This is a genomic window from Streptomyces sp. NPDC015242 (genome assembly GCF_043079125.1).
Lineage (GTDB): Bacteria > Actinomycetota > Actinomycetes > Streptomycetales > Streptomycetaceae > Streptomyces.
On sequence record NZ_JBIBUF010000004.1, the window covers coordinates 52,884 to 71,988 of the forward strand.

18 protein-coding genes and 3 tRNA genes are annotated in these 19,105 nt (G+C 72.3%); 9 read left to right on the forward strand and 12 right to left on the reverse strand.

Going from position 1 to position 19,105, the window contains the following annotated elements:
* Positions 1–272 precede the first annotated feature (272 nt).
* On the forward strand, positions 273–518 hold the full coding sequence (locus tag ACF07N_RS14845; RefSeq protein WP_361200304.1) for a DUF3073 domain-containing protein: 246 nt from the start codon (positions 273–275) through the stop codon (positions 516–518).
* An 80-nt stretch (positions 519–598) separates the two neighbouring features.
* Here the strand turns inward: ACF07N_RS14845 and purM are convergent, their stop codons facing one another.
* From purM to purS, 9 genes are all read right to left on the reverse strand, one after another.
* Positions 599–1,678 carry a phosphoribosylformylglycinamidine cyclo-ligase gene (gene purM, locus ACF07N_RS14850; protein ID WP_392112507.1) on the reverse strand — a complete coding sequence of 360 codons (1,080 nt, stop codon included), beginning with the start codon at positions 1,676–1,678 and terminating at the stop codon, positions 599–601.
* Between the two features lie 45 nt (positions 1,679–1,723).
* On the reverse strand, positions 1,724–3,253 hold the full coding sequence (purF, locus tag ACF07N_RS14855) for an amidophosphoribosyltransferase (protein ID WP_311688302.1): 1,530 nt from the start codon (positions 3,251–3,253) through the stop codon (positions 1,724–1,726).
* Between the two features lie 63 nt (positions 3,254–3,316).
* Positions 3,317–4,096: an META domain-containing protein gene (locus tag ACF07N_RS14860; RefSeq protein WP_392112510.1), complete on the reverse strand. Its 780-nt coding sequence runs from the start codon at positions 4,094–4,096 to the stop codon at positions 3,317–3,319.
* Between the two features lie 37 nt (positions 4,097–4,133).
* Complete coding sequence (locus ACF07N_RS14865) at positions 4,134–4,931, reverse strand: sterol carrier family protein (protein WP_392112512.1); 798 nt, start codon at positions 4,929–4,931, stop codon at positions 4,134–4,136.
* A 5-nt stretch (positions 4,932–4,936) separates the two neighbouring features.
* Positions 4,937–5,770: a M23 family metallopeptidase gene (locus tag ACF07N_RS14870; RefSeq protein WP_392112515.1), complete on the reverse strand. Its 834-nt coding sequence runs from the start codon at positions 5,768–5,770 to the stop codon at positions 4,937–4,939.
* Positions 5,771–5,786: 16 nt separating this feature from the next.
* Positions 5,787–6,287, reverse strand: coding sequence for an ArsR/SmtB family transcription factor (locus ACF07N_RS14875; RefSeq protein ID WP_392112518.1), 501 nt, complete (start codon positions 6,285–6,287; stop codon positions 5,787–5,789).
* A gap of 114 nt (positions 6,288–6,401) precedes the next feature.
* The gene (gene purL / locus ACF07N_RS14880) at positions 6,402–8,660 is read right to left on the reverse strand and encodes a phosphoribosylformylglycinamidine synthase subunit PurL (protein WP_392112521.1); all 2,259 of its coding nucleotides are present in this window, start codon (positions 8,658–8,660) and stop codon (positions 6,402–6,404) included.
* Entirely contained in the window at positions 8,657–9,337 is a 681-nt protein-coding gene (gene purQ, locus ACF07N_RS14885) for a phosphoribosylformylglycinamidine synthase subunit PurQ (RefSeq protein ID WP_094057549.1), read from the reverse strand. The genes purL and purQ overlap by 4 nt, the downstream gene beginning before the upstream one ends.
* On the reverse strand, positions 9,334–9,597 hold the full coding sequence (gene purS, locus ACF07N_RS14890) for a phosphoribosylformylglycinamidine synthase subunit PurS (protein ID WP_392112524.1): 264 nt from the start codon (positions 9,595–9,597) through the stop codon (positions 9,334–9,336). Before purS ends, purQ begins: the two co-directional genes overlap by 4 nt.
* A 268-nt stretch (positions 9,598–9,865) precedes the next feature.
* On the opposite strand from purS, the gene ACF07N_RS14895 reads away from it, so the two are divergent.
* The 8 genes from ACF07N_RS14895 to ACF07N_RS14930 all read left to right on the forward strand — a co-directional run bounded on the left by ACF07N_RS14895 (position 9,866) and on the right by ACF07N_RS14930 (position 14,460).
* Positions 9,866–10,183, forward strand: coding sequence for an Lsr2 family protein (locus tag ACF07N_RS14895; RefSeq protein ID WP_383336441.1), 318 nt, complete (start codon positions 9,866–9,868; stop codon positions 10,181–10,183).
* 134 nt (positions 10,184–10,317) lie between these two features.
* Positions 10,318–10,389, forward strand: a tRNA-Gly gene (locus tag ACF07N_RS14900).
* An 80-nt stretch (positions 10,390–10,469) separates the two neighbouring features.
* Positions 10,470–10,542, forward strand: a tRNA-Gly gene (locus ACF07N_RS14905).
* A 128-nt stretch (positions 10,543–10,670) separates the two neighbouring features.
* Positions 10,671–11,633, forward strand: a complete 963-nt coding sequence (locus tag ACF07N_RS14910; RefSeq protein ID WP_383336440.1) for an ABC transporter ATP-binding protein — start codon at positions 10,671–10,673, stop codon at positions 11,631–11,633.
* Positions 11,630–12,442, forward strand: coding sequence for an ABC transporter permease (locus ACF07N_RS14915; protein WP_392112527.1), 813 nt, complete (start codon positions 11,630–11,632; stop codon positions 12,440–12,442). The genes ACF07N_RS14910 and ACF07N_RS14915 overlap by 4 nt, the downstream gene beginning before the upstream one ends.
* Before the next feature lie 22 nt (positions 12,443–12,464).
* A complete protein-coding gene (locus ACF07N_RS14920) occupies positions 12,465–13,745 on the forward strand; it encodes a sensor histidine kinase (RefSeq protein WP_383336438.1) in 1,281 nt (426 codons plus the stop codon).
* Complete coding sequence (locus ACF07N_RS14925) at positions 13,742–14,362, forward strand: response regulator (protein ID WP_383336437.1); 621 nt, start codon at positions 13,742–13,744, stop codon at positions 14,360–14,362. Before ACF07N_RS14920 ends, ACF07N_RS14925 begins: the two co-directional genes overlap by 4 nt.
* A 22-nt stretch (positions 14,363–14,384) precedes the next feature.
* Positions 14,385–14,460 (forward strand) — tRNA-Gly (locus tag ACF07N_RS14930).
* A gap of 45 nt (positions 14,461–14,505) precedes the next feature.
* Here the strand turns inward: ACF07N_RS14930 and ACF07N_RS14935 are convergent.
* From ACF07N_RS14935 to ACF07N_RS14945, 3 genes are all read right to left on the reverse strand, one after another.
* The gene (locus ACF07N_RS14935; RefSeq protein ID WP_383342129.1) at positions 14,506–15,405 is read right to left on the reverse strand and encodes a phosphoribosylaminoimidazolesuccinocarboxamide synthase; all 900 of its coding nucleotides are present in this window, start codon (positions 15,403–15,405) and stop codon (positions 14,506–14,508) included.
* A 69-nt stretch (positions 15,406–15,474) separates the two neighbouring features.
* A complete protein-coding gene (locus tag ACF07N_RS14940; protein ID WP_392112531.1) occupies positions 15,475–16,947 on the reverse strand; it encodes a N,N-dimethylformamidase beta subunit family domain-containing protein in 1,473 nt (490 codons plus the stop codon).
* A gap of 229 nt (positions 16,948–17,176) precedes the next feature.
* Positions 17,177–18,967, reverse strand: a complete 1,791-nt coding sequence (locus ACF07N_RS14945; RefSeq protein ID WP_392113617.1) for a hypothetical protein — start codon at positions 18,965–18,967, stop codon at positions 17,177–17,179.
* Positions 18,968–19,105 lie beyond the last annotated feature (138 nt).

Here is a 19,105-nt window from a genome sequence, read left to right on the forward strand (position 1 = left end):
GGTACCCGCCGGTGGGCAGTTAGAGAGAACTCTCACTTCTCCCGGCGGGTCGACCGCCGATAAGTGGTTAAAATCGCGGTTGACCAGCGAGGACGGGGCGCCTCGAAGGTCCTGGGCGCGGGCACGTCATGCGGGCGACGTACCGTATGGGCGTGGGCTCAGGTACCGTGGAAGCCCTACGGACCGGTCTCTCTGCGGAGAGTCCGTGCCGGACCATGAACGCGTGTCAAGACTCTGGGGCCGTCGAGCCCCGTCGTTGAGGGGGTCGAGCCATGGGGCGCGGCCGGGCCAAGGCCAAGCAGACGAAGGTCGCCCGCCAGCTGAAGTACAACAGCGGTGGGACTGACCTCTCACGCCTGGCCGAGGAGCTGGGTGCATCGCCTTCGAATCCGCAGCCGCCTAACGGCGAGCCGTTCGAAGACGATGATGACGACGACCTGTACGCACGGTACGCCGACCTCTACGAGGACGACGACGACGGGGACGACCAGTCCTCGCAACATCGTCGCGGCGCTTGACCTTGCACTGAGCAGCAACCCGGTCGGTGACTCCGGTCACCGACCGGGTTCTGTGCTGCGTGCGGGGTGACGACCGTGTCTCAGCCGGCGTAGTCACCGATCAGGGCGGCACCCGTGGGGTGCTCGCCCCGTTCCGTGATCTCTCCCGCGACCCAGGCGTCCACGCCACGGTCGGCGAGGGTCGCCAGGGCCACCTCGGTGGACTCCTGGGGCACGATCGCGATCATGCCCACGCCCATGTTCAGGGTCTTCTCGAGCTCCAGCCGCTCGACGCTGCCCGTCCGGCCGACCAGATCGAAGATCGGCGCGGGGGTCCAGGTGGAGCGGTCGACGATCGCGTGCAGCCCGTCGGGGATGACCCGGGCGAGGTTGGCCGCGAGTCCGCCGCCGGTGACATGGCTGAAGGCGTGCACCTCGGTGGTGCGCATCAGGGCCAGGCAGTCCAGCGAGTAGATCTTCGTCGGCTCCAGCAGCTCCTCGCCGAGCGTGCGGCCGAGCTCCTCGATGTGCGCGTCCAGGGCGAGGCCCGCCTGGTTCAGCAGGACGTGCCGGACGAGGGAGTACCCGTTCGAGTGAAGACCGGAGGACGCCATGGCGATCACCGCGTCACCCGTCCGGATGCGATCCGCGCCGAGCAGCCGGTCGGCCTCCACGACGCCCGTACCGGCGCCGGCGACGTCGAAGTCGTCCTCGCCCAGCAGGCCCGGGTGCTCGGCCGTCTCGCCGCCGACCAGGGCGCAGCCGGCCAGGACACAGCCCTCGGCGATGCCCTTGACGATCGCGGCGACCCGCTCGGGGTGGACCTTGCCGACGCAGATGTAGTCGGTCATGAACAGCGGCTCGGCGCCGCAGACCACGATGTCGTCCATGACCATCGCGACCAGGTCGTGGCCGATGGTGTCGTAGACGCCCAGCTGGCGGGCGATGTCGACCTTGGTGCCGACGCCGTCCGTGGCGGAGGCGAGCAGGGGGCGCTCGTAGTCCTTCAGGGCGGAGGCGTCGAAGAGACCGGCGAAGCCGCCGAGGCCGCCGAGGACCTCGGGGCGCTGGGCCTTCTTCACCCACTCCTTCATCAGTTCGACGGCACGGTCGCCGGCTTCGATGTCGACGCCCGCGGCTGCGTAGCTGGCGCCGCCTTCGGCAATGGGTTTCTCGGACATGGCTAAAGAGAACCTTCGTGTCGTACGGCGGGGATGACGGGCCGTCTAGGGACGGCGGATCGCGTCGGCGGCGGCCGTGGCGGCCGGGCCGGCGGCCAGCTCCGTCTCCAGCAGCTGCTTGCCGAGCAGCTCGGGGTCCGGGAGCTCCATCGGGTACTCGCCGTCGAAGCAGGCGCGGCACAGGTTCGGCTTGGCGATGGTGGTCGCCTCGATCATGCCGTCGATGGAGATGTAGGCCAGGGAGTCGGCGCCCAGCGAGGTGCCGATCTCGTCGATCGTCATGCCGTTGGCGATGAGCTCGGCGCGGGTCGCGAAGTCGATGCCGAAGAAGCAGGGCCACTTCACGGGCGGCGAGGAGATCCGGATGTGGACCTCGGCGGCGCCGGCCTCGCGGAGCATGCGGACCAGGGCCCGCTGGGTGTTGCCGCGCACGATCGAGTCGTCGACGACGACCAGGCGCTTGCCCTTGATGACTTCCTTCAGCGGGTTCAGCTTCAGGCGGATGCCCAGCTGGCGGATGGTCTGCGAGGGCTGGATGAAGGTCCGGCCGACGTAGGCGTTCTTGACCAGGCCGGCGCCGAACGGGATGCCGGAGGCCTCCGCGTAGCCGATGGCGGCGGGGGTGCCCGACTCCGGGGTCGCTATGACCAGGTCGGCCTCGACCGGGGCCTCCTTCGCCAGCTTGCGGCCCATCTCCACGCGGGAGAGGTACACGTTCCGGCCGGCGATGTCGGTGTCCGGGCGGGCCAGGTACACGTACTCGAAGACGCAGCCCTTGGGCTTCGCTTCCGCGAATCGGGAGGTGCGCAGGCCGTTCTCGTCGATGGCGACGAACTCGCCCGGCTCGATCTCGCGGACGTAGGAGGCGCCGCAGATGTCCAGGGCGGCGGACTCGGAGGCGACGACCCAGCCGCGCTCCAGGCGGCCGAGGACCAGCGGGCGGATGCCCTGCGGGTCGCGGGCCGCGTACAGGGTGTGCTCGTCCATGAAGACGAGGGAGAAGGCGCCCCGGACCTGCGGGAGGACGCTGTGGGCGGCCTCCTCGATGGTCAGCGGCTTGCCGTCCTCGTCCGTCTGGGCCGCGAGGAGCGCGGTGAGCAGGTCGGTGTCGTTGGTCGCCGCGACGCGCGGGGTCCGCCCGCCCTCCTGCTTGGGCAGGTCGGCGACCATCTCGGCGAGCTGGGCGGTGTTGACGAGGTTGCCGTTGTGGCCGAGCGCGATGGAGCCGTGCCCGGTGGCACGGAACGTCGGCTGGGCGTTCTCCCAGACGGAGGCACCGGTGGTCGAGTAGCGGGCGTGTCCGACCGCGATGTGACCCTGGAGCGAACCGAGGGAGGTCTCGTCGAAGACTTGCGAGACCAGGCCCATGTCCTTGAAGACGAGGATCTGTGAGCCGTTGCTGACCGCGATTCCCGCGGATTCCTGGCCTCGATGCTGGAGGGCGTAGAGCCCGAAGTACGTGAGCTTGGCGACCTCTTCGCCCGGAGCCCAGACACCGAAGACGCCACAAGCGTCCTGGGGGCCCTTCTCACCGGGGAGCAGGTCGTGGTTGAGTCGTCCGTCACCACGTGGCACGCCACCGAGTGTAGGCGAGGTCGACCGTTGGTCCGAATTGGGGATACCGGACTTTCCGGTGGATCACCGCTCGGCCACGGCTCGCACACGCGTGCCGTTTTCGCTGGTCAGCGTCAGGGTTTGGTGATCGACTCCGTACTTCAGCCGCCCGTCGAAAAGTCGCAGCAGGGTCTTCTCGTCGGCCATGAGTGAGTCTTCGCACATCATGCGGGTCGTGGCCGGGGGGCCGAGGGTGATATGGCCGTCGCGGACGGTGGCCCTGGCGTTGACCTTGTTGCAGCCGAGGCTTCCGGAGACGGTGCCCTTCTTCTCGTCGAAGGTGAGGTGGGCGCGCCCGTCGGCCCGGGGGCTGGTGACGGTCCACTGGGTGCCGCTCAGCCGCACGTTCCCGGCCTCGGCCTCGGTCAGGCGGATCGTCTCGCCCCGGTCGGTGGTGAGGGTGAGGCGGTCGCCGTCCACCCGGGCTTCGAACTCGTGACCGGAGAGCGTGCGCGCGAGGGTCTCCTCGAACGCCATGGGCTTGTTCTCGCAGGCCATCTCCGTGGCCATGGTCCTGCCGAGCCGGACCCGATCGCCGTCGACGGTGGCCTCGGCGCCGAAGGTGTTGCAGCCGAGGCTGCCCTCCGCCCGGCCGTCGGCGATGGTGACGTGGGCGCCGGTGGGGGCCTTGTGGGTCTTCCCGTCGGCGGTGACGCTGTCCACGCTCCACCGCACGCCGGTGACCGGCCGCTCGGCGCCGACCGAGCCGCTGCCGCCGTCCGCCTTCTCGCTGCCGCAGGCCGCCATGAGCGGGACGAGCATGGCGGCGGCCGTCAGTGTCATGCGCTGCTTCTGCCTGTCCATGCCCCTTCGACGGACGACCCGGGGGGATCGGTTCCCCTTATGTCATCAGGGGCAGGTGGGCCGACAGGTCCGCGCGTTCCCCGCTGGCGCGCACCCGGGCGTCCCCGAGGGCCTGCGCCCACTCCAGCCGCCCGGTCGCCAGCCGGATCCAGGTCAGCGGGTCCGTCTCGACGACGTTGGGCGGGGTCCCCCGGGTGTGCCTCGGCCCCTGGACGCACTGCACCACCGCGTAGGGCGGCACCCGCACCTCCGTCGAACCGCCGGGTGCCTTCACGGCGAGCGCGTCGGCCAGCAGCCGGGTGCAGGCGGCCAGGGCCTGCCGGTCGCAGGGGACGTCCAGGCCGGGGACGGCGGCGTTGAGGTCGTCGGTGTGGACGACGAGTTCGACGGTGCGGGTGACCAGGTAGTCGGCGAGCGGCAGGGCGCCGGCCCCGGTGGCGAGCAGCCGGGTGCCGGGATGGGCGTCGAGGTCGGCGGTGAAGCGCTCCTCGGCGGCGGCGAGGTGGGCCACCGGGTCCGGGTGGCGCTCGGCCAGTTCGCGGGCGTGCGCGGCGATGTCCGGTGCCTCGGCCGCGATCGAGAAGGGCCAGTCGAGCAGGGTGGCGTCCTGCCGGGCCGGCTCGGGCAGGTCCACCAGGCGGGAGACGGCCCGCAGGATCATCCCGACGTGCGCCACCAGGTCCCGGACCGTCCAGTCGCCGAGCCGGGTGGGCAGGGCGAGCTGCTCGGGCGTGAGCCCGGCGACGGCGGTCCGCACGTGCCCGAACTGGGCGAGCACGGCCGTGCGGATCTTGACGGGGTCGTAGCTGCGGGGGCGTTTCCTGGCCGGGGGCATGGGGGTCAGCCTAGGGCGGGCGCCGCGGCGGGCGCGTCGAAGGTCTCGCCGTTGCGGGGGACGCCGATCCCGCGCCAGGTGAAGGGCACGCCCCGGGCGGCGTCGGGGTCCGGGGCGTCCATCAGCTGGAAGTGCAGGTGGGGTTCGGAGGAGTTGCCGGAGTTGCCGCAGCGGGCGATCGGCTGCCCGGCGCGGACGCGGTCGCCCTCGCGGACGGATACGGTGCCCCGCCGCAGGTGGGCGTAGGCGGCGTAGGTGCCGTCGCCGAGGTCGAGGACGACGTGGTTGCCGAGGATGTGCCCGGTGCCGCACAGCTCGCGCACCGAGCCCTCGATCAGCATGAGGTAGAGCAGCCCCGGCAGGGAGGTGCGGCTGAGGTGGTCGCGCCGGCGGTGCCGGGCCCGTACGACGGTGGCGTCGGCGACCGCGAGGACCGGGGCGCCGAAGGCCGGGAACTCCCGGGGGCGGCGGGCGAGCGGCCACAGCGGGTGGAAGGCGGGGCGGGCACCGGGCGCCGGTTCGGCCACGACGTCGATGGCATAGGTCTGGCCGTGGGCGTGGACGCCGTGGCTGGGGGTGCGGTCCGCCGGACTGTTCAGGGCGCGCCAGCGGCCGGTGACGGGCGGGGCGACCTCGACGGGCTCGCGGGCCACCCGGGGACTGTCCGGGGCGCCGCCCCAGCGGTTGGCGACCGTGACGACCCCGTACGCGAGCACCAGCGGCAGCAGGTCCCACAGGGCCGGATGGCTCCAGCCCAGACTCACGTGGGCGATCACCAGGCCGATGAAGAGCAACTGGAGAGCCCGGAAGGCGACCATGCCGAGCTTGCGGACGGACATCTCTCCCCCTGTTCGGCTACGGACGGGCCGTCGCCAGCGCCACCAGCAGCGGGACGACCCGGGCCGGCGGCACCTCGTAGCGGCCCCGGCCGGTCGAGTGCAGCCAGCCCGTGCCCATGAGCCGGCTCAGATGGTGGTAGATCTGGCCGGTCGTGCCGACCTCGTCCAGCTCGGCGAGTTCGGCGGCGGTACGGCGGCCGCCGATGATCTCGCGCAGCAGCCGGAGCCGGACGGGGTGGCCGAGCGCCGCGAAGGACTCGGCGGCCGCGGCCCCGTCGCCGTCCAGGAGTTCCTGGGTGAGGGCGGTCATCTGCCAGGCGTACTCCTCGCCGGTCGGCAGCCGTACGGCGCCGGTGTAGAGGACGCCTCCGTCGGCGACGCCCGCGTCGGAGAGCCGGTCCTTGAGCCCGTTCAGGGCCCAGAAGTCGCCTCCGTCGACACGGGGGCCGGTGTGCCGGTCGCCTTCCAGGGCCGCCAGGCGGCGTTCGAGGTCGGCGACGCGCTGTTCCAGATCCACACTCCGAGATTACGGAAGTACGTAATAGCGTGCAAGCCTCTTCGCGGGGATGCCGGCCCGGGCACGGCGAAGCCCCCGCCCGGACGGACCGGGCGGGGGCTTCGCGGCCGTCGCTTACGCCAGCAGCGCCGGGATCGTGTTCTCGTGGATCTCGCGGAGTTCGGCCAGGGTGAGCGTGAACTCGCCCTGGACGTCGACCGTCTCGCCGTCCACGACACCGATGCGGGTGGCCGGGAGGCCCCGGGCGCCGCACATGTCGGTGAAGCGGAGCTCCTCGGAGCGCGGCACGGCCACGACCGCGCGGCCCGCCGACTCGGAGAACAGGAAGGTGAACGCGTCCAGGCCGTCCGGGACGATCAGGCGCGCGCCCTTGTCCCCGAGCAGCGCCGACTCGACCACGGCCTGGATCAGACCGCCGTCGGACAGGTCGTGCGCGGAGTCGATCATGCCGTCGCGGGAGGCGGAGATCAGGATCTCGGCCAGCAGCCGCTCGCGCTCCAGGTCGACCTTGGGCGGCAGACCGCCGAGGTGGTCGTGGATCACCTGCGACCAGGCCGAGCCGCCGAACTCCTCGCGGGTGTCGCCGAGGAGGTAGAGCAGCTGGCCCTCCTCCTGGAAAGCGACCGGGGTGCGGCGGGCCACGTCGTCGATCACGCCGAGGACGGCGACGACCGGCGTCGGGTGGATGGCCGCCTCGCCCGTCTGGTTGTAGAGCGAGACGTTGCCGCCGGTCACCGGGGTGCCGAGCTGCTGGCAGGCGTCCGCCAGACCGCGCACGGCCTCGGCGAACTGCCACATCACCGCCGGGTCCTCGGGCGAGCCGAAGTTCAGGCAGTCGGAGACGGCGAGCGGCTTGGCGCCGGTGGTGGCGACGTTGCGGTACGCCTCCGCCAGGGCCAGCTGGGCGCCGTGGTACGGGTCGAGCTTGGCGTACCGGCCGTTGCCGTCCGTGGCGATGGCCACGCCCAGGCCGGTCTCCTCGTCGATCCGGATCATGCCGGAGTCCTCGGGCTGGGCGAGGACGGTGTTGCCCTGCACGAAGTGGTCGTACTGCTGGGTGATCCACTTCTTCGACGCCTGGTTGGGGGAGCCCACCAGCTTCAGGACCTGGTCCTTCAGCTCCTCGGACGTCTCCGGCCGCGGCAGCTTGTTCGCGTCGTCCGCCTGCAGCGCGTCCTGCCAGGACGGGCGGGCGTAGGGGCGCTCGTAGACCGGGCCCTCGTGGGCGACCGTGCGCGGGTCCACGTCGACGATCTTGCCGCCGTGCCAGTAGATCTCCAGGCGGTCGCCGTCGGTCACCTCACCGATGACGGTGGCGATGACGTCCCACTTCGCGCAGATCTCCAGGAAGCGGTCGACCTTCTCCGGCTCGACGACCGCGCACATGCGCTCCTGCGACTCGCTCATGAGGATCTCCTCGGGCGAGAGCGTGGAGTCGCGCAGCGGGACGTCGTCCAGCGTCACGCGCATGCCACCCGAGCCGTTCGAGGCGAGCTCGGAGGTGGCGCAGGACAGGCCGGCCGCGCCGAGGTCCTGGATGCCGACGACCAGCTTCTCCTTGAACGCCTCCAGGGTGCACTCGATGAGGAGCTTCTCCTGGAAGGGGTCGCCGACCTGCACCGCCGGGCGCTTCGACGGCTTGGCGTCGTCGAAGGTCTCGGAGGCCAGGATCGAGGCGCCACCGATGCCGTCGCCGCCGGTCCGGGCCCCGTACAGGATGACCTTGTTGCCGGCGCCGGAGGCCTTGGCGAGGTGGATGTCCTCGTGTCGCATGACGCCGATGGCACCGGCGTTGACCAGCGGGTTGCCCTGGTAGCAGGCGTCGAAGACGACCTCGCCGCCGATGTTGGGCAGGCCGAGGCAGTTGCCGTAGCCGCCGATGCCCGCGACCACGCCCGGCAGGACGCGCTTGGTGTCGGGGTGGTCGGCGGCGCCGAAGCGCAGCGGGTCGACGACCGCGACCGGGCGGGCGCCCATGGCGATGATGTCGCGGACGATGCCGCCCACACCGGTGGCCGCGCCCTGGTAGGGCTCGACGTACGACGGGTGGTTGTGCGACTCGACCTTGAAGGTGACCGCGTAGCCCTGGCCGACGTCCACGACACCGGCGTTCTCGCCGATGCCGACGAGCATGGCGTCGCTCTCGGGCGCCTTCTCGCCGAACTGCCGCAGGTGCACCTTGCTGCTCTTGTAGGAGCAGTGCTCCGACCACATCACCGAGTACATGGCGAGCTCGGCACCGGTGGGCCGGCGGCCGAGGATCTCGACCACGCGCTCGTACTCGTCCTTCTTCAGGCCCAGTTCGGCCCAGGGCAGCTCGACGTCGGGGGTCGCGGCCGCGTGCTCGACCGTGTCCAGAGGCGTCCGGCTCATGCGTTGACCAGCTTCTTGAGGATCGAGGTGAAGAACGGGAGGCCGTCGGTGCGGCCGGTGCCGATCAGCGGCTCGACGGCGTGCTCGGGGTGCGGCATGAGGCCGACCACGTTGCCGGCCGCGTTGGTGACGCCGGCGATGTCCCGCTGCGAGCCGTTGGGGTTGAAGTCCAGGTAGCGGAAGGCGACGCGGCCCTCGGCCTCCAGCTGGTCGAGCGTGTACGCGTCGGCGACGTACTGCCCGTCGTTGTTCTTCAGCGGGATGTGGATCTCCTGGCCGGCCGTGTAGTCGGTGGTCCAGGCGGTCTCGGCGTTCTCCACGCGCAGCTTCTGGTCACGGCAGATGAAGTGCAGGTGGTCGTTGCGCAGCATCGTGCCGGGCAGCAGGTGCGCCTCGGTGAGGATCTGGAATCCGTTGCAGATGCCGAGCACCGGAAGACCGGCCTTGGCCTGCTCCAGCAGGGGCTCCATCACCGGCGAGAAACGGGCGATGGCCCCGGCGCGCAGATAGTCGCCGTAGGAGAAGCCACCGCACAGCACCACGGCGTCGACCTGCTTGAGGTCCTTGTCCTTGTGCCAGAGGGCGACGGGCTCGGCGCCCGCGAGACGGATCGCACGCTGCGTGTCCCGGTCGTCGAGCGAGCCCGGGAAAGTGACGACGCCGATACGAGCGGTCACTTCGCGGCCTCCGCGGCTTCCTCGACGCGGACCGTGAAGTCCTCGATCACGGTGTTCGCCAGGAAGGACTCCGCAAGATCGTGAATGCGGGCGAGGGCGGCCTCGTCGACCGGCCCGTCAACTTCCAGTTCGAAACGCTTTCCCTGGCGGACGTCCGAGATCCCGTCGAAACCCAGCCGCGGCAGTGCGCGCTGCACCGCCTGGCCCTGGGGGTCGAGGATCTCCGGCTTGAGCATGACGTCGACTACGACGCGTGCCACTGGCACTCCCGGTGTGTGGTGCTGAGCAGGTTCCTTCAGACTACCCGCACAAAATTTCTACGCGCGTCGACTTGTAGGAAGCTACGTGACCGTCATCACGATCCGGTATCGGCGAGCACCCCCACGAAAATTTCCGGGAAAGATTCCCGATCGACACCCGGAAACTATTGCGTTCGGACACGCGGAAGGATTTAGTCGGGGTTTCATCACGCTTTGCCGGGCACTGTGGAAATGAATTGGCACGTGCCGCAAGAAGGGACCGATATTCGTGGCGCAGAAGGTCGTGGTCACTCTCTTTGACGACATCGACGGCTCGGAAGCGACGGAAACGATCGCCTTCGGACTGGACGGCAAGTCGTACGAGATCGACCTGAGCGAGGTCAATGCCGGCGCTCTGCGGAAGGCGCTCGCGCCCTACGTCGAGGCCGGCCGCAAGCGGTCCCGCTCGGGCAGGGCGTACCGGCAGACCGAGGTCGCGCCCGACCCGTCGGCGGTGCGCGCCTGGGCGCAGGCGAACCGGATGGAGGTCCCCGCGCGCGGGCGCATCCCGAAGAAGGTCTACGAGGCGTTCAGCGCCGCGCAGTGACGGCCCCTCCGGGCCCGCGCCGACGACCGGTCACCGGCCCCTCGCGGCAACCGACTTGCGCAGCACCCCCGCTGATCAGCTAGAGTCTGGAGCACGCCGAGGGGCGCGGCCGAAAGGCCCAGCTCACGGAGCATGCGGGTGTAGTTCAGTAGTAGAACATCCCCCTTCCAGGGGGAAGGCGCAGTGTGCGATTCCTGTCACCCGCTCTGCACCGCCGTACCGGCCACCGATGTGGATCAGGTAGGCTGGTGCCCGCACCGGTCAGTGAGAGCTGGTCGGGAGCAATGCGGACGTAGCTCAGTTGGTAGAGCGCAACCTTGCCAAGGTTGAGGTCGCGAGTTCGAGCCTCGTCGTCCGCTCGGGAATGAGACCCCGGTCCTGATGGACCGGGGTCTTTTTCGTTGTCCCGGTCCCCTCTGACATTTGTCATGCCGAGTGATGACAGCGCGCACTGCTCCGGGCGGCGTGCTGCCGGAACGCTGGAGGCATGGAAACCAACGGACACGAACACGTGATTGAGGTCACTGACCTGCGGCGTGTGTACGGGGGCGGGTTCGAGGCCGTACGCGGGATCAGCTTCTCCGTCCGGCGCGGGGAGATCTTCGCGCTGCTCGGCACCAACGGCGCGGGCAAGACGTCGACCGTCGAACTGCTGGAGGGGCTCGCCCCGCCCGCGGACGGCCGGGTGCGGGTCCTCGGGCACGACCCGTACACCGAGCGGGCCGCCGTCCGCCCCCGCACCGGTGTCATGCTCCAGGAGGGCGGCTTCCCGTCCGAGCTGACCGTCGCGGAGACCGCGCGGATGTGGGCCGGGTGCGTGAGCGGGGCCCGGCCGCCGGCGGAGGTGCTGGCCCTGGTCGGGCTGGAGTCCAAGGCCGGCACCCGGGTCAAGCAGCTCTCCGGCGGGCAGCGGCGCCGGCTCGACCTGGCGCTCGCCCTGCTCGGCGACCCCGAGGTGCTGTTCCTGGACGAGCCGAGCACCGGCCTGGACGCCGAAGGCCGCCGCGACACCTGGGAGTTGGTGAGCGCGCTGCGCGACGGCGGCACGACCGTGCTGCTGACCACGCACTACCTGGAGGAGGCCGAGCACCTCGCCGACCGGCTGGCGATCATGCACGAGGGGCGCATCGCCACCACCGGCACCCCGGCCGAGGTCACCGCTGCCGAGCCCTCGCGGATCTCCTTCGAGCTGCCCGACGGCTACTTCGTCGGTGACCTCCCGCCGCTCGGCGAACTGGGCGTGTCCGGGCACGAGACCGAGGGCCGGATCGTCCGGCTGCGCACCCGGGAGCTGCAGCGGACCGCCACCGGACTGCTGACGTGGGCCGAGCGGGCCGGGGTCGAGCTGCGCCGCCTGGATGTGCGCTCGGCCTCCCTGGAGGAGGCGTTCCTCGGGATCGCCAAGCAGGTCTCCGCCCGGCCCACGACGACGAAGGAGTACGCGGCATGAGCGCCGTCCCCACCACCCCCCGCCCCACGGCACCCCGCCCCGCGGCGACCACCGCGCTGAGCCGGATGACGGCCCTCGCACGGGCCGAGCTGACCCTGCTGGGGCGGACCAGGGGCGCCCTCGTCGCCGCGCTGTTCGTACCGCTGGTGCTGCCGGTCAGCGCCTCGCAGGCGGCCAAGGAGATGGACCTCGCCGAGGCCGGGCTCGACACCGGCACCTTCGTACTGCCCGCCGCGATCGGCTTCTCCCTGCTGTTCGCCGTCTACTCGGTGCTCGTCGGCACCTTCGTCGTCCGGCGCGAGGAACTCGTCCTCAAGCGGCTGCGCACCGGTGAGCTGCGCGACGCCGAGATCCTGGCCGGCGCGGCCCTGCCGGCCGTCCTCACCGGGCTCGCGCAGAGCCTGCTGCTGGCCGCGGGGTGCACCGTGCTGCTGGACGTGGCCGCGCCGTCCGCGCCCCACTTCGCCGTCCTGGGGCTGCTGTTGGGACTGGTGCTGTGCGCCGCCCTCGCCGCCGCCACCGCGGGCTTCACCCGGACGGGCGAGAGCGCCCAGGTCACGCCGATGCCGCTGATGATGGTCTCGATGGTCGGCTCCGGGATGTTCGTCCCGCTGGAGCTGCTGCCGGACCGGGTGGCCTCCGTGTGCGAGCTGCTGCCGCTGACGCCCGTCGTCACCCTGGTCCGCGGCGGCTGGACCGGCGACCTGTCCGCCTACGACGCGCTCGGCGCCGTCGCCACCGCGGTGGCCTGGACCGCCGTCGCCGTGTTTGCTGTACGGCGGAGGTTCTCCTGGGAACCGCGGCGCTGAGCGAACGGGGAGTGACGGGCTGATGCGCGGGCCGGGCAAGTGGTGGCGGGGGAAGACGACCCCGGCCAAGGTCGAGACGTACACGCGGGCGTCGTTCCACGTCTTCGCCGTGATGGAGTTCTGCTCCGTCGGGGTCACGTCGGCCGTCCCGCTGGGGCCCCGGCTGGGCGGCGGGGTGATGCTGATGGTCGGCCTGCACGCCGCGGTGTGCTTCGCCACCGTCTCCCGGGCGGTGGACTGGACGCGGGGCCGCAGGCCCCAGCCCGTGGGGCTGCTGTGGGCGCTGGCCGCCGTCACCGCCGTGATCTCCGTCGTCGCCCTCGGCATCGTCGATCACGGACCGGGCGGTGACGAGGCGGACACCGCCGCGGGCGGCGTCTTCGGCGTCGTGCTGGTCTTCGGCCCCGGCATCATCGCGCTCGGCGTCCGCGACCGGCGGCGCGCGTTCGGCATCGCCGGTGGCTTCGCGCTGGGTGCCGGGGCCGTGGCCCTCGCCTTCGGCGCACCCGCGCAGGCCGCGCTGGTCACGGCGGTGGTCGTGCTGGCCGGCGGGTCGTTCATCGCCTTCACGGCCGTCTTCTCCGTGTGGCTGCTCAACGCCGTCTACGAGCTCGACGAGGCCCGTGAGACCCGGGCCCGGCTCGCCGTCGCCGAGGAGCGGCTGCGCTTCGGGCGGGACCTGCACGACGTGATGGGGCGCAACCTGGCCGTGATCGCGCTCAAGAGCGAGCTGGCCGCGCAACTGGCGCAGCGGGGGCGGCCGGAGGCGGTGGCGCAGATGGTCGAGGTGCAGCGGCTGGCCCAGGAGTCGCAGCGGGAGGTGCGCGAGGTCGTGCGCGGCTACCGGGAGGCCGACCTCGCGGCGGAACTGGCCGGTGCGCAAGGGGTGCTGACCGCCGCCGGGATCGACTGCACGGTGAGCGGACGGACCCCGGCGGGGCTGCCGGCCGGGGTGCAGTCGGCCCTGGGGTGGGTGGTCCGGGAGGCCGCGACGAACGTGCTGCGGCACGGGGACGCACGGCGGTGTGCGGTGCAACTGTGGGAACGGGAGGGGCGCGTGGTGCTGTCGGTGGAGAACGACGGGGTCGACGGGGCGTCCGGGGCGGGAGGCGGTGGCGGTGTGTCCGCCGCGGCCGGTTCCGGACTGGCCGGGCTGCGGGAGCGGCTGGCCAAGATCGACGGGACGCTGGAGGCCGGGCCCGTGGGGAAGGACCTGTTCCGGCTGACGGCGGAGATCCCGCTGCCGCCGGACACCGCCCGGCACGCCTCCGCCCCGCGTGACATGAGCGAGGTCACGCCGTGACGGCCGCGGAGCCCGTGCGGCTGCTGCTCGCCGATGACGAGCACCTGATCCGGGGAGCGCTCGCCACGCTGCTGTCGCTGGAGGAGGACCTCATGGTCGTCGCCGAGGCGGCCACCGGACCCGAGGCGCTGGCCATGGCCCGGGCGCACCGGCCCGACGTGGCCGTGCTGGACCTCCAGATGCCCGGCGCGGACGGTGTGAAGGTCGCCACATCCCTGCGGTCGGAACTACCGGGCTGCAAGGTCCTCATCGTCACCAGCCACGGGCGGCCCGGGCATCTGAAGCGGGCGCTGGCGGCCGGGGTGCGGGGGTTCGTGCCGAAGACCGTGAGCGCGCAGCGGCTCGCCGAGCTCATCCGCACCGTGCACGCCGGGAACCGGTACGTCGACCCGGAGTTGGCCGCCGACGCCATCGCCGCCGGGGACTCGCCGCTGACCGCCCGGGAGGCCGAGGTGCTGGAGCTCGCCGCCGACGGGGCGCCCGTCGCGGAGATCGCCGAACGGGCCGCGCTGTCGCAGGGGACCGTGCGGAACTACCTGTCGTCGGCCGTGTCGAAGCTCGGGGCGGAGAACCGGCATGCGGCGGTGCGGCTCGCACGGGAGCGAGGTTGGGTATAGTGGTTCCCGCGCCACGGCGCATGCGAACGTAGCTCAGTTGGTAGAGCGCAACCTTGCCAAGGTTGAGGTCGCGAGTTCGAACCTCGTCGTTCGCTCCAGCGAGAAGCCCCCCGGTTCCGGCCGGGGGGCTTCTTCGTGTCCGCCTACGACCAGCTCGTGCCGGTCAGTCGCTCGTACGCCTCCACGTACTTGGCGCGGGTGGCGTCGACGACCTGCTGGGGCAGGGCGGGCGGCGGCTGCTCGCCCGTGCGGTCCCAGCCGGACTCCGCCGAGGTCAGCCAGTCCCGCACGAACTGCTTGTCGTACGACGGCTGCGCCCGGCCCGGCTGCCACTGGTCGGCCGGCCAGAAGCGGGAGGAGTCGGCGGTGAGGACCTCGTCCGCGAGGACCAGGGTGTCGCCGTCGAAGCCGAACTCGAACTTGGTGTCCGCGAGGATGATGCCCCGCTCGCGGGCGATGTCCCGGCCCCGCGAGTAGACGGCGAGGGTGGCCTGGCGCAGCCGGGCCGCGGTGTCGGCGCCGACCTGGCGGGCGACCTCCTCGTAGGAGACGTTCTCGTCGTGCTCGCCGACCTCGGCCTTGGTGGCCGGGGTGAAGATCGGGGCGGGCAGTTCGCTGCCGTCGACCAGGCCCTCGGGCAGGGCGAGGCCGCAGACCGTGCGGGTCTCGTTGTACTCGGCCAGGCCGGAGCCGGTGAGGTAGCCGCGGGCGACGCACTCCACCGGGACCATCCGCAGGGACTTGCAGACCAGGGTGCGGCCCTGCCAGTCGGCGGGGGCGCCCGCGGGCAGCTCCGTGCTCAGGACGTGGTTCGGGACGAGATCGGCGAGCTGGTCGAACCACCACAGGGAGAGCTGCGTGAGGATCCGGCCCTTGTCCGGGATCTCGGTCGGCAGCACCCAGTCGTAGGCGGAGATGCGGTCGCTGGCGACCATCACGAGGTCGCCCGCCTCGTTCTGGTAGAGCTCGCGCACCTTGCCGGTGTGCAGATGCACCAGGCCCGGAATCTGGAGCGGCTCGGGCTTTTCGACGAATCCGGACACGGTTCCTCCCCGTGGTTCTGTACGAGTGACTCGATTCTCCCGTATGCGGGCCCGGTCACCGACAGCGGGTCAGTCGCGTTTGCAGATGCGGTCCAGGAGGTTTGCGGTGGCGCGCTGGACGCGCGCGTCGACGTGGCCGGGGCGGTCCAGGGCCGGGGACCAGGCGAACGTTCCGGACGCGAAGACCCAGGCGCCGGAGGGGGCCCGGTACAGGGACGTCTCCTGGTGGCGCAGGACGCCCTCCTTGTCCGTGTACGGGGAGTGGGCGAGCAGGACGCGCTCCTCGTGCTCGGGCAGCGGGGTGCGCGGGAAGTAGCGGTCGGCCTCGCCCGCCACCAGGTTCTCGATCTCGTCGCCCTCGTGCGCCCCCGTCGCCTCCCACAGCCAGTGCCCGGCGTTGCGCACGACCAGCGGGTGCGGCTCGGGCACGTGCCCGGCGTACTGGATGCCGAGCAGCTGCTGCTCCGCCCGGTCGATCTCCCGCCACAGCACCGGCTTGCCGGGGCCCTTGCGCTTGCGGCAGGTCAGCAGCCGGTGCGGGACGCCGGACGGGGACGGGCCCAGCTCCACCTGCCAGTACAGGGAGTTGGCGGAGAGGAAGACGAGCGAGGTGCCTGCGTCGCGGGCGGCCTCCACCGTGCGGCGCATCTCGGCCGACCAGTACTCGTCGTGGCCCGGGAAGACCAGGCCGCGGTAGCGGGTGGGGTCGACGCGGCCCGCGTGCAGGTCGCCGGCGTTCGCGTAGGCGATGTCGTAGCCGTAGCGCTCGGCCCAGCGGATGAAGTCGTAGGCGTGCCCGACGTGCAGCGGGAGCCCGGCGCCCGCGTAGGGGCGGTCGAAGGAGACCGTCGTGGCGGCGTCCGCCTCGCCGAGCAGCCGGCCCTCCTCGTCCCAGGCGTGGTAGAGGCTCGCGCCCGTGCGGCCGTCCTCCGGGTAGAGGTTGTAGGCCTGCCAGGTGATGTCGGGCAGGACGAGGAGCAGGTCGGCGGGCTGGTCGTGGCGGACGGTGAACGGCACGTGGGAGCGGTAACCGTCGGCCGTGGTGAGGACGGCCACGTACGCGCCGACGTTCCAGTACGACGGCACCTGCAGGCGCCAGGACAGCCACCAGTGGTGGCAGGAGACCGTGCGGTCGGCGGTGAGGGGCGGGGGCTGGACGATGCCGGACAGCCGGGGGCTGGTGGTGATCTTGGCGGCGCCGTCACCGCCGTAGTGGCCGATGCGGTAGATGTCGACGGCGAACTGCTGGGGCGGGTCGACCGTGATGTGGAAGTCGACGGCCTCGCCCGGGGCGACCGCGCCGGTGGAGGTGAAGCCCTTGATCTGCCGGTGGACGTCGTCGGCGGCGCGAGGGCCGCTGCCGGAGCGGCCGCCCTTCCGCCGGGGCGCGTCCTGGTCCACGTACCAGGGGACGATCCGGCCGGTGTCGTCGAAGTACGTCACGTTGCCGCGCAGCCACGGAACGGGGCCCTGCCCGAAGGGATCCGTCACGGCGTGCGCCAGCGCTCCCGACTCCCAGCGGCGGATCTGCTCCGAACGCATAGTCGCTTCCCCTCCCCTTCGCCCCCGTGGTGGTGCCTGCCGATGTGGTGTGTGGTGGTGTGGTGTCTTGAGTGGTCCTGTGTGTTTGTCGTATGTCGCGCGCCCTTGCCATGCACGCGAACGGTCCAAGCACATCACATAACGCGCGCGCTTCGTCACTGTTCGTTTCGAATTGGCCAGAAGCGGAAGGTGGCGCTCCGGGGAGTGGCGCCGGGGGAACGAGCCGGGGTCAGGCGAGGCGGACCGGCTTCTCCGGCCGTATGCCCAGGTCGGCCAGCCAGACCCGGAGCGGGGTCGCGTCGCCGTCCTCGATCAGGGCGAGGACCTTCGGGGCGAGATCCGGCGTACGGGCGCCGTCGACGAGCAGGGTCGGGCCGTCCAGCCAGTCCAGGCCGGGCGTCGCGCCGGCGGTGTCCATCGCGGCGCAGCAGACCATCGCCGTGAGGTGGTCGGCGAGCAGCTCCCGGGCCGTGCGCGGGGGCTGGAGCGGGAACAGGGGGAGCGTGCGGTCGTCCCAGAGGGCGGTGGGGTCGGCGGCCATGGCGTCGGCGGCCGTGGGGGACGGGCGGGGCGCGGCGGCCTCCTCGCGGGACAGCTCGGCGCTCAGGCGGGCGGCGAGGGCGGCGCTGCGGGCCGTCGTGCCGGAGAGGTCGTCCTCGTCGTCCGCGGCGGGTCCCCCGGCCGGGGTGGCGCCGCCGGTCACCGGCGCGGGGTCCGCGGCCGGCACCGGAGGGCTGCCGGGGGAGAGCTCCGTCAGGTGGTCCAGGACCCGGGCGAGGGTGGGGGCGGCGGTGGCGGACGCCGTCGGGCCCGCCGCGGGACGGACGCCGAGGGCGTCCAGGACGCGGTGGAGGCGGGCCGCGTCCAGGCGCCACTTGCGGTCCACGACCTCCTCCGGATAGTCGCTCCAGGCCACGGGCGACCAGTCGGGCCCGGGCCCCGCCGGGCCGCCGTGGAAGAGGCGGGCGGCGAGCAGCGAGGCGGCCTCGTCGACCGCGCCCGGCTCCTCCAGCAGATCGCAGGCGGGCCGCTCGCCGAGCCGGGAGGCGAATCCCTCGGCCAGCCGGTCGCGCCGGGACAGCTCCGTGAGTGCCGCCACCACGCCCGCGTCCAGCCGGGACGGCCAGCGGCCCATCCGCCAGGCGGGCAGGGCCACCCGCGTCAGCAGCCGGTCCCAGCCCGCGTACGCCAGGCCCACCTGCTCCTGGGCGACGATCCGCAGCCCGTAGTCCACAGCCTGTGCACGCTCCGCGGCGGCGGCCGCCACACCCCGCTCCATCTCGGCGGCGTGGACCCGGCAGCCGCGCAGCAGGACCCGGGCCACCTGGCCGACACCGGCGAGCACCAGCCGCGAGACCGGATCGCGGCGGGGCGCCGAGGTCACCGCGACCGCGGCGTCCAGGCCCCGGACGAAACGCCGGGCGGCGGCTATGTCCGGGTGGGCCGAGGGGCCCGTACCGGCCACGACCGGGGCGAGGACGGCCCGCAGCTCGCCGACCCGCATCCACCACAGGAACGGGGAGCCGATGACCAGGACCGGCGCCGCCGGGTGGCGCCGGTGCGCGGGTCCGCCCGCGCCCGCTATGTCGTCGTGCTCCGGTGCCGGAGGCGGGCCGTGGGCCCGGTGCGTACGGTCCTCCAGCCAGCTGTCGCAGTCGGGCGTGAGCGCTATCGCCGAGGGCGCGGGGACGTCGAGGCGGTCGGCGAGGTCGCGCACCATCCGGTACAGGTCCGGGGCCGCCTCCTCCGCGAGGGCGACCGTGGGGCTCATGGCCGGGCGGGCCCGGGCCACGACCAGGGCGACTCCGGCGGCCGCGAGCAGCACCAGGAGCGCCAGCGGCGTCACGATCCAGCGGGCGGCGTCCCAGCCGGGACCGGCCAGACGGCCGGTGGGCACGCCCGCGAGCAGGATCACGGCCACGGCGGCCGGCAGCAGGGCGACGGCCAGCGCGCGGCTGCGGATGCGCAGCACGACGAGCGCCCGGGACCGCGCGGCCTGCGCGCCTGCCTCCACACCCATTCCGGTCACGACCGACCTCACCCCCTCCCCGTTGACCTGACGCTTTCCTTGCTCACTCCCCCACTGTGGCACCCGCCACCGACATCGCAATGCCGGTGGGCCAAGTGCCGGAACGCTTGCGCCGCACCCTAGTTGGGG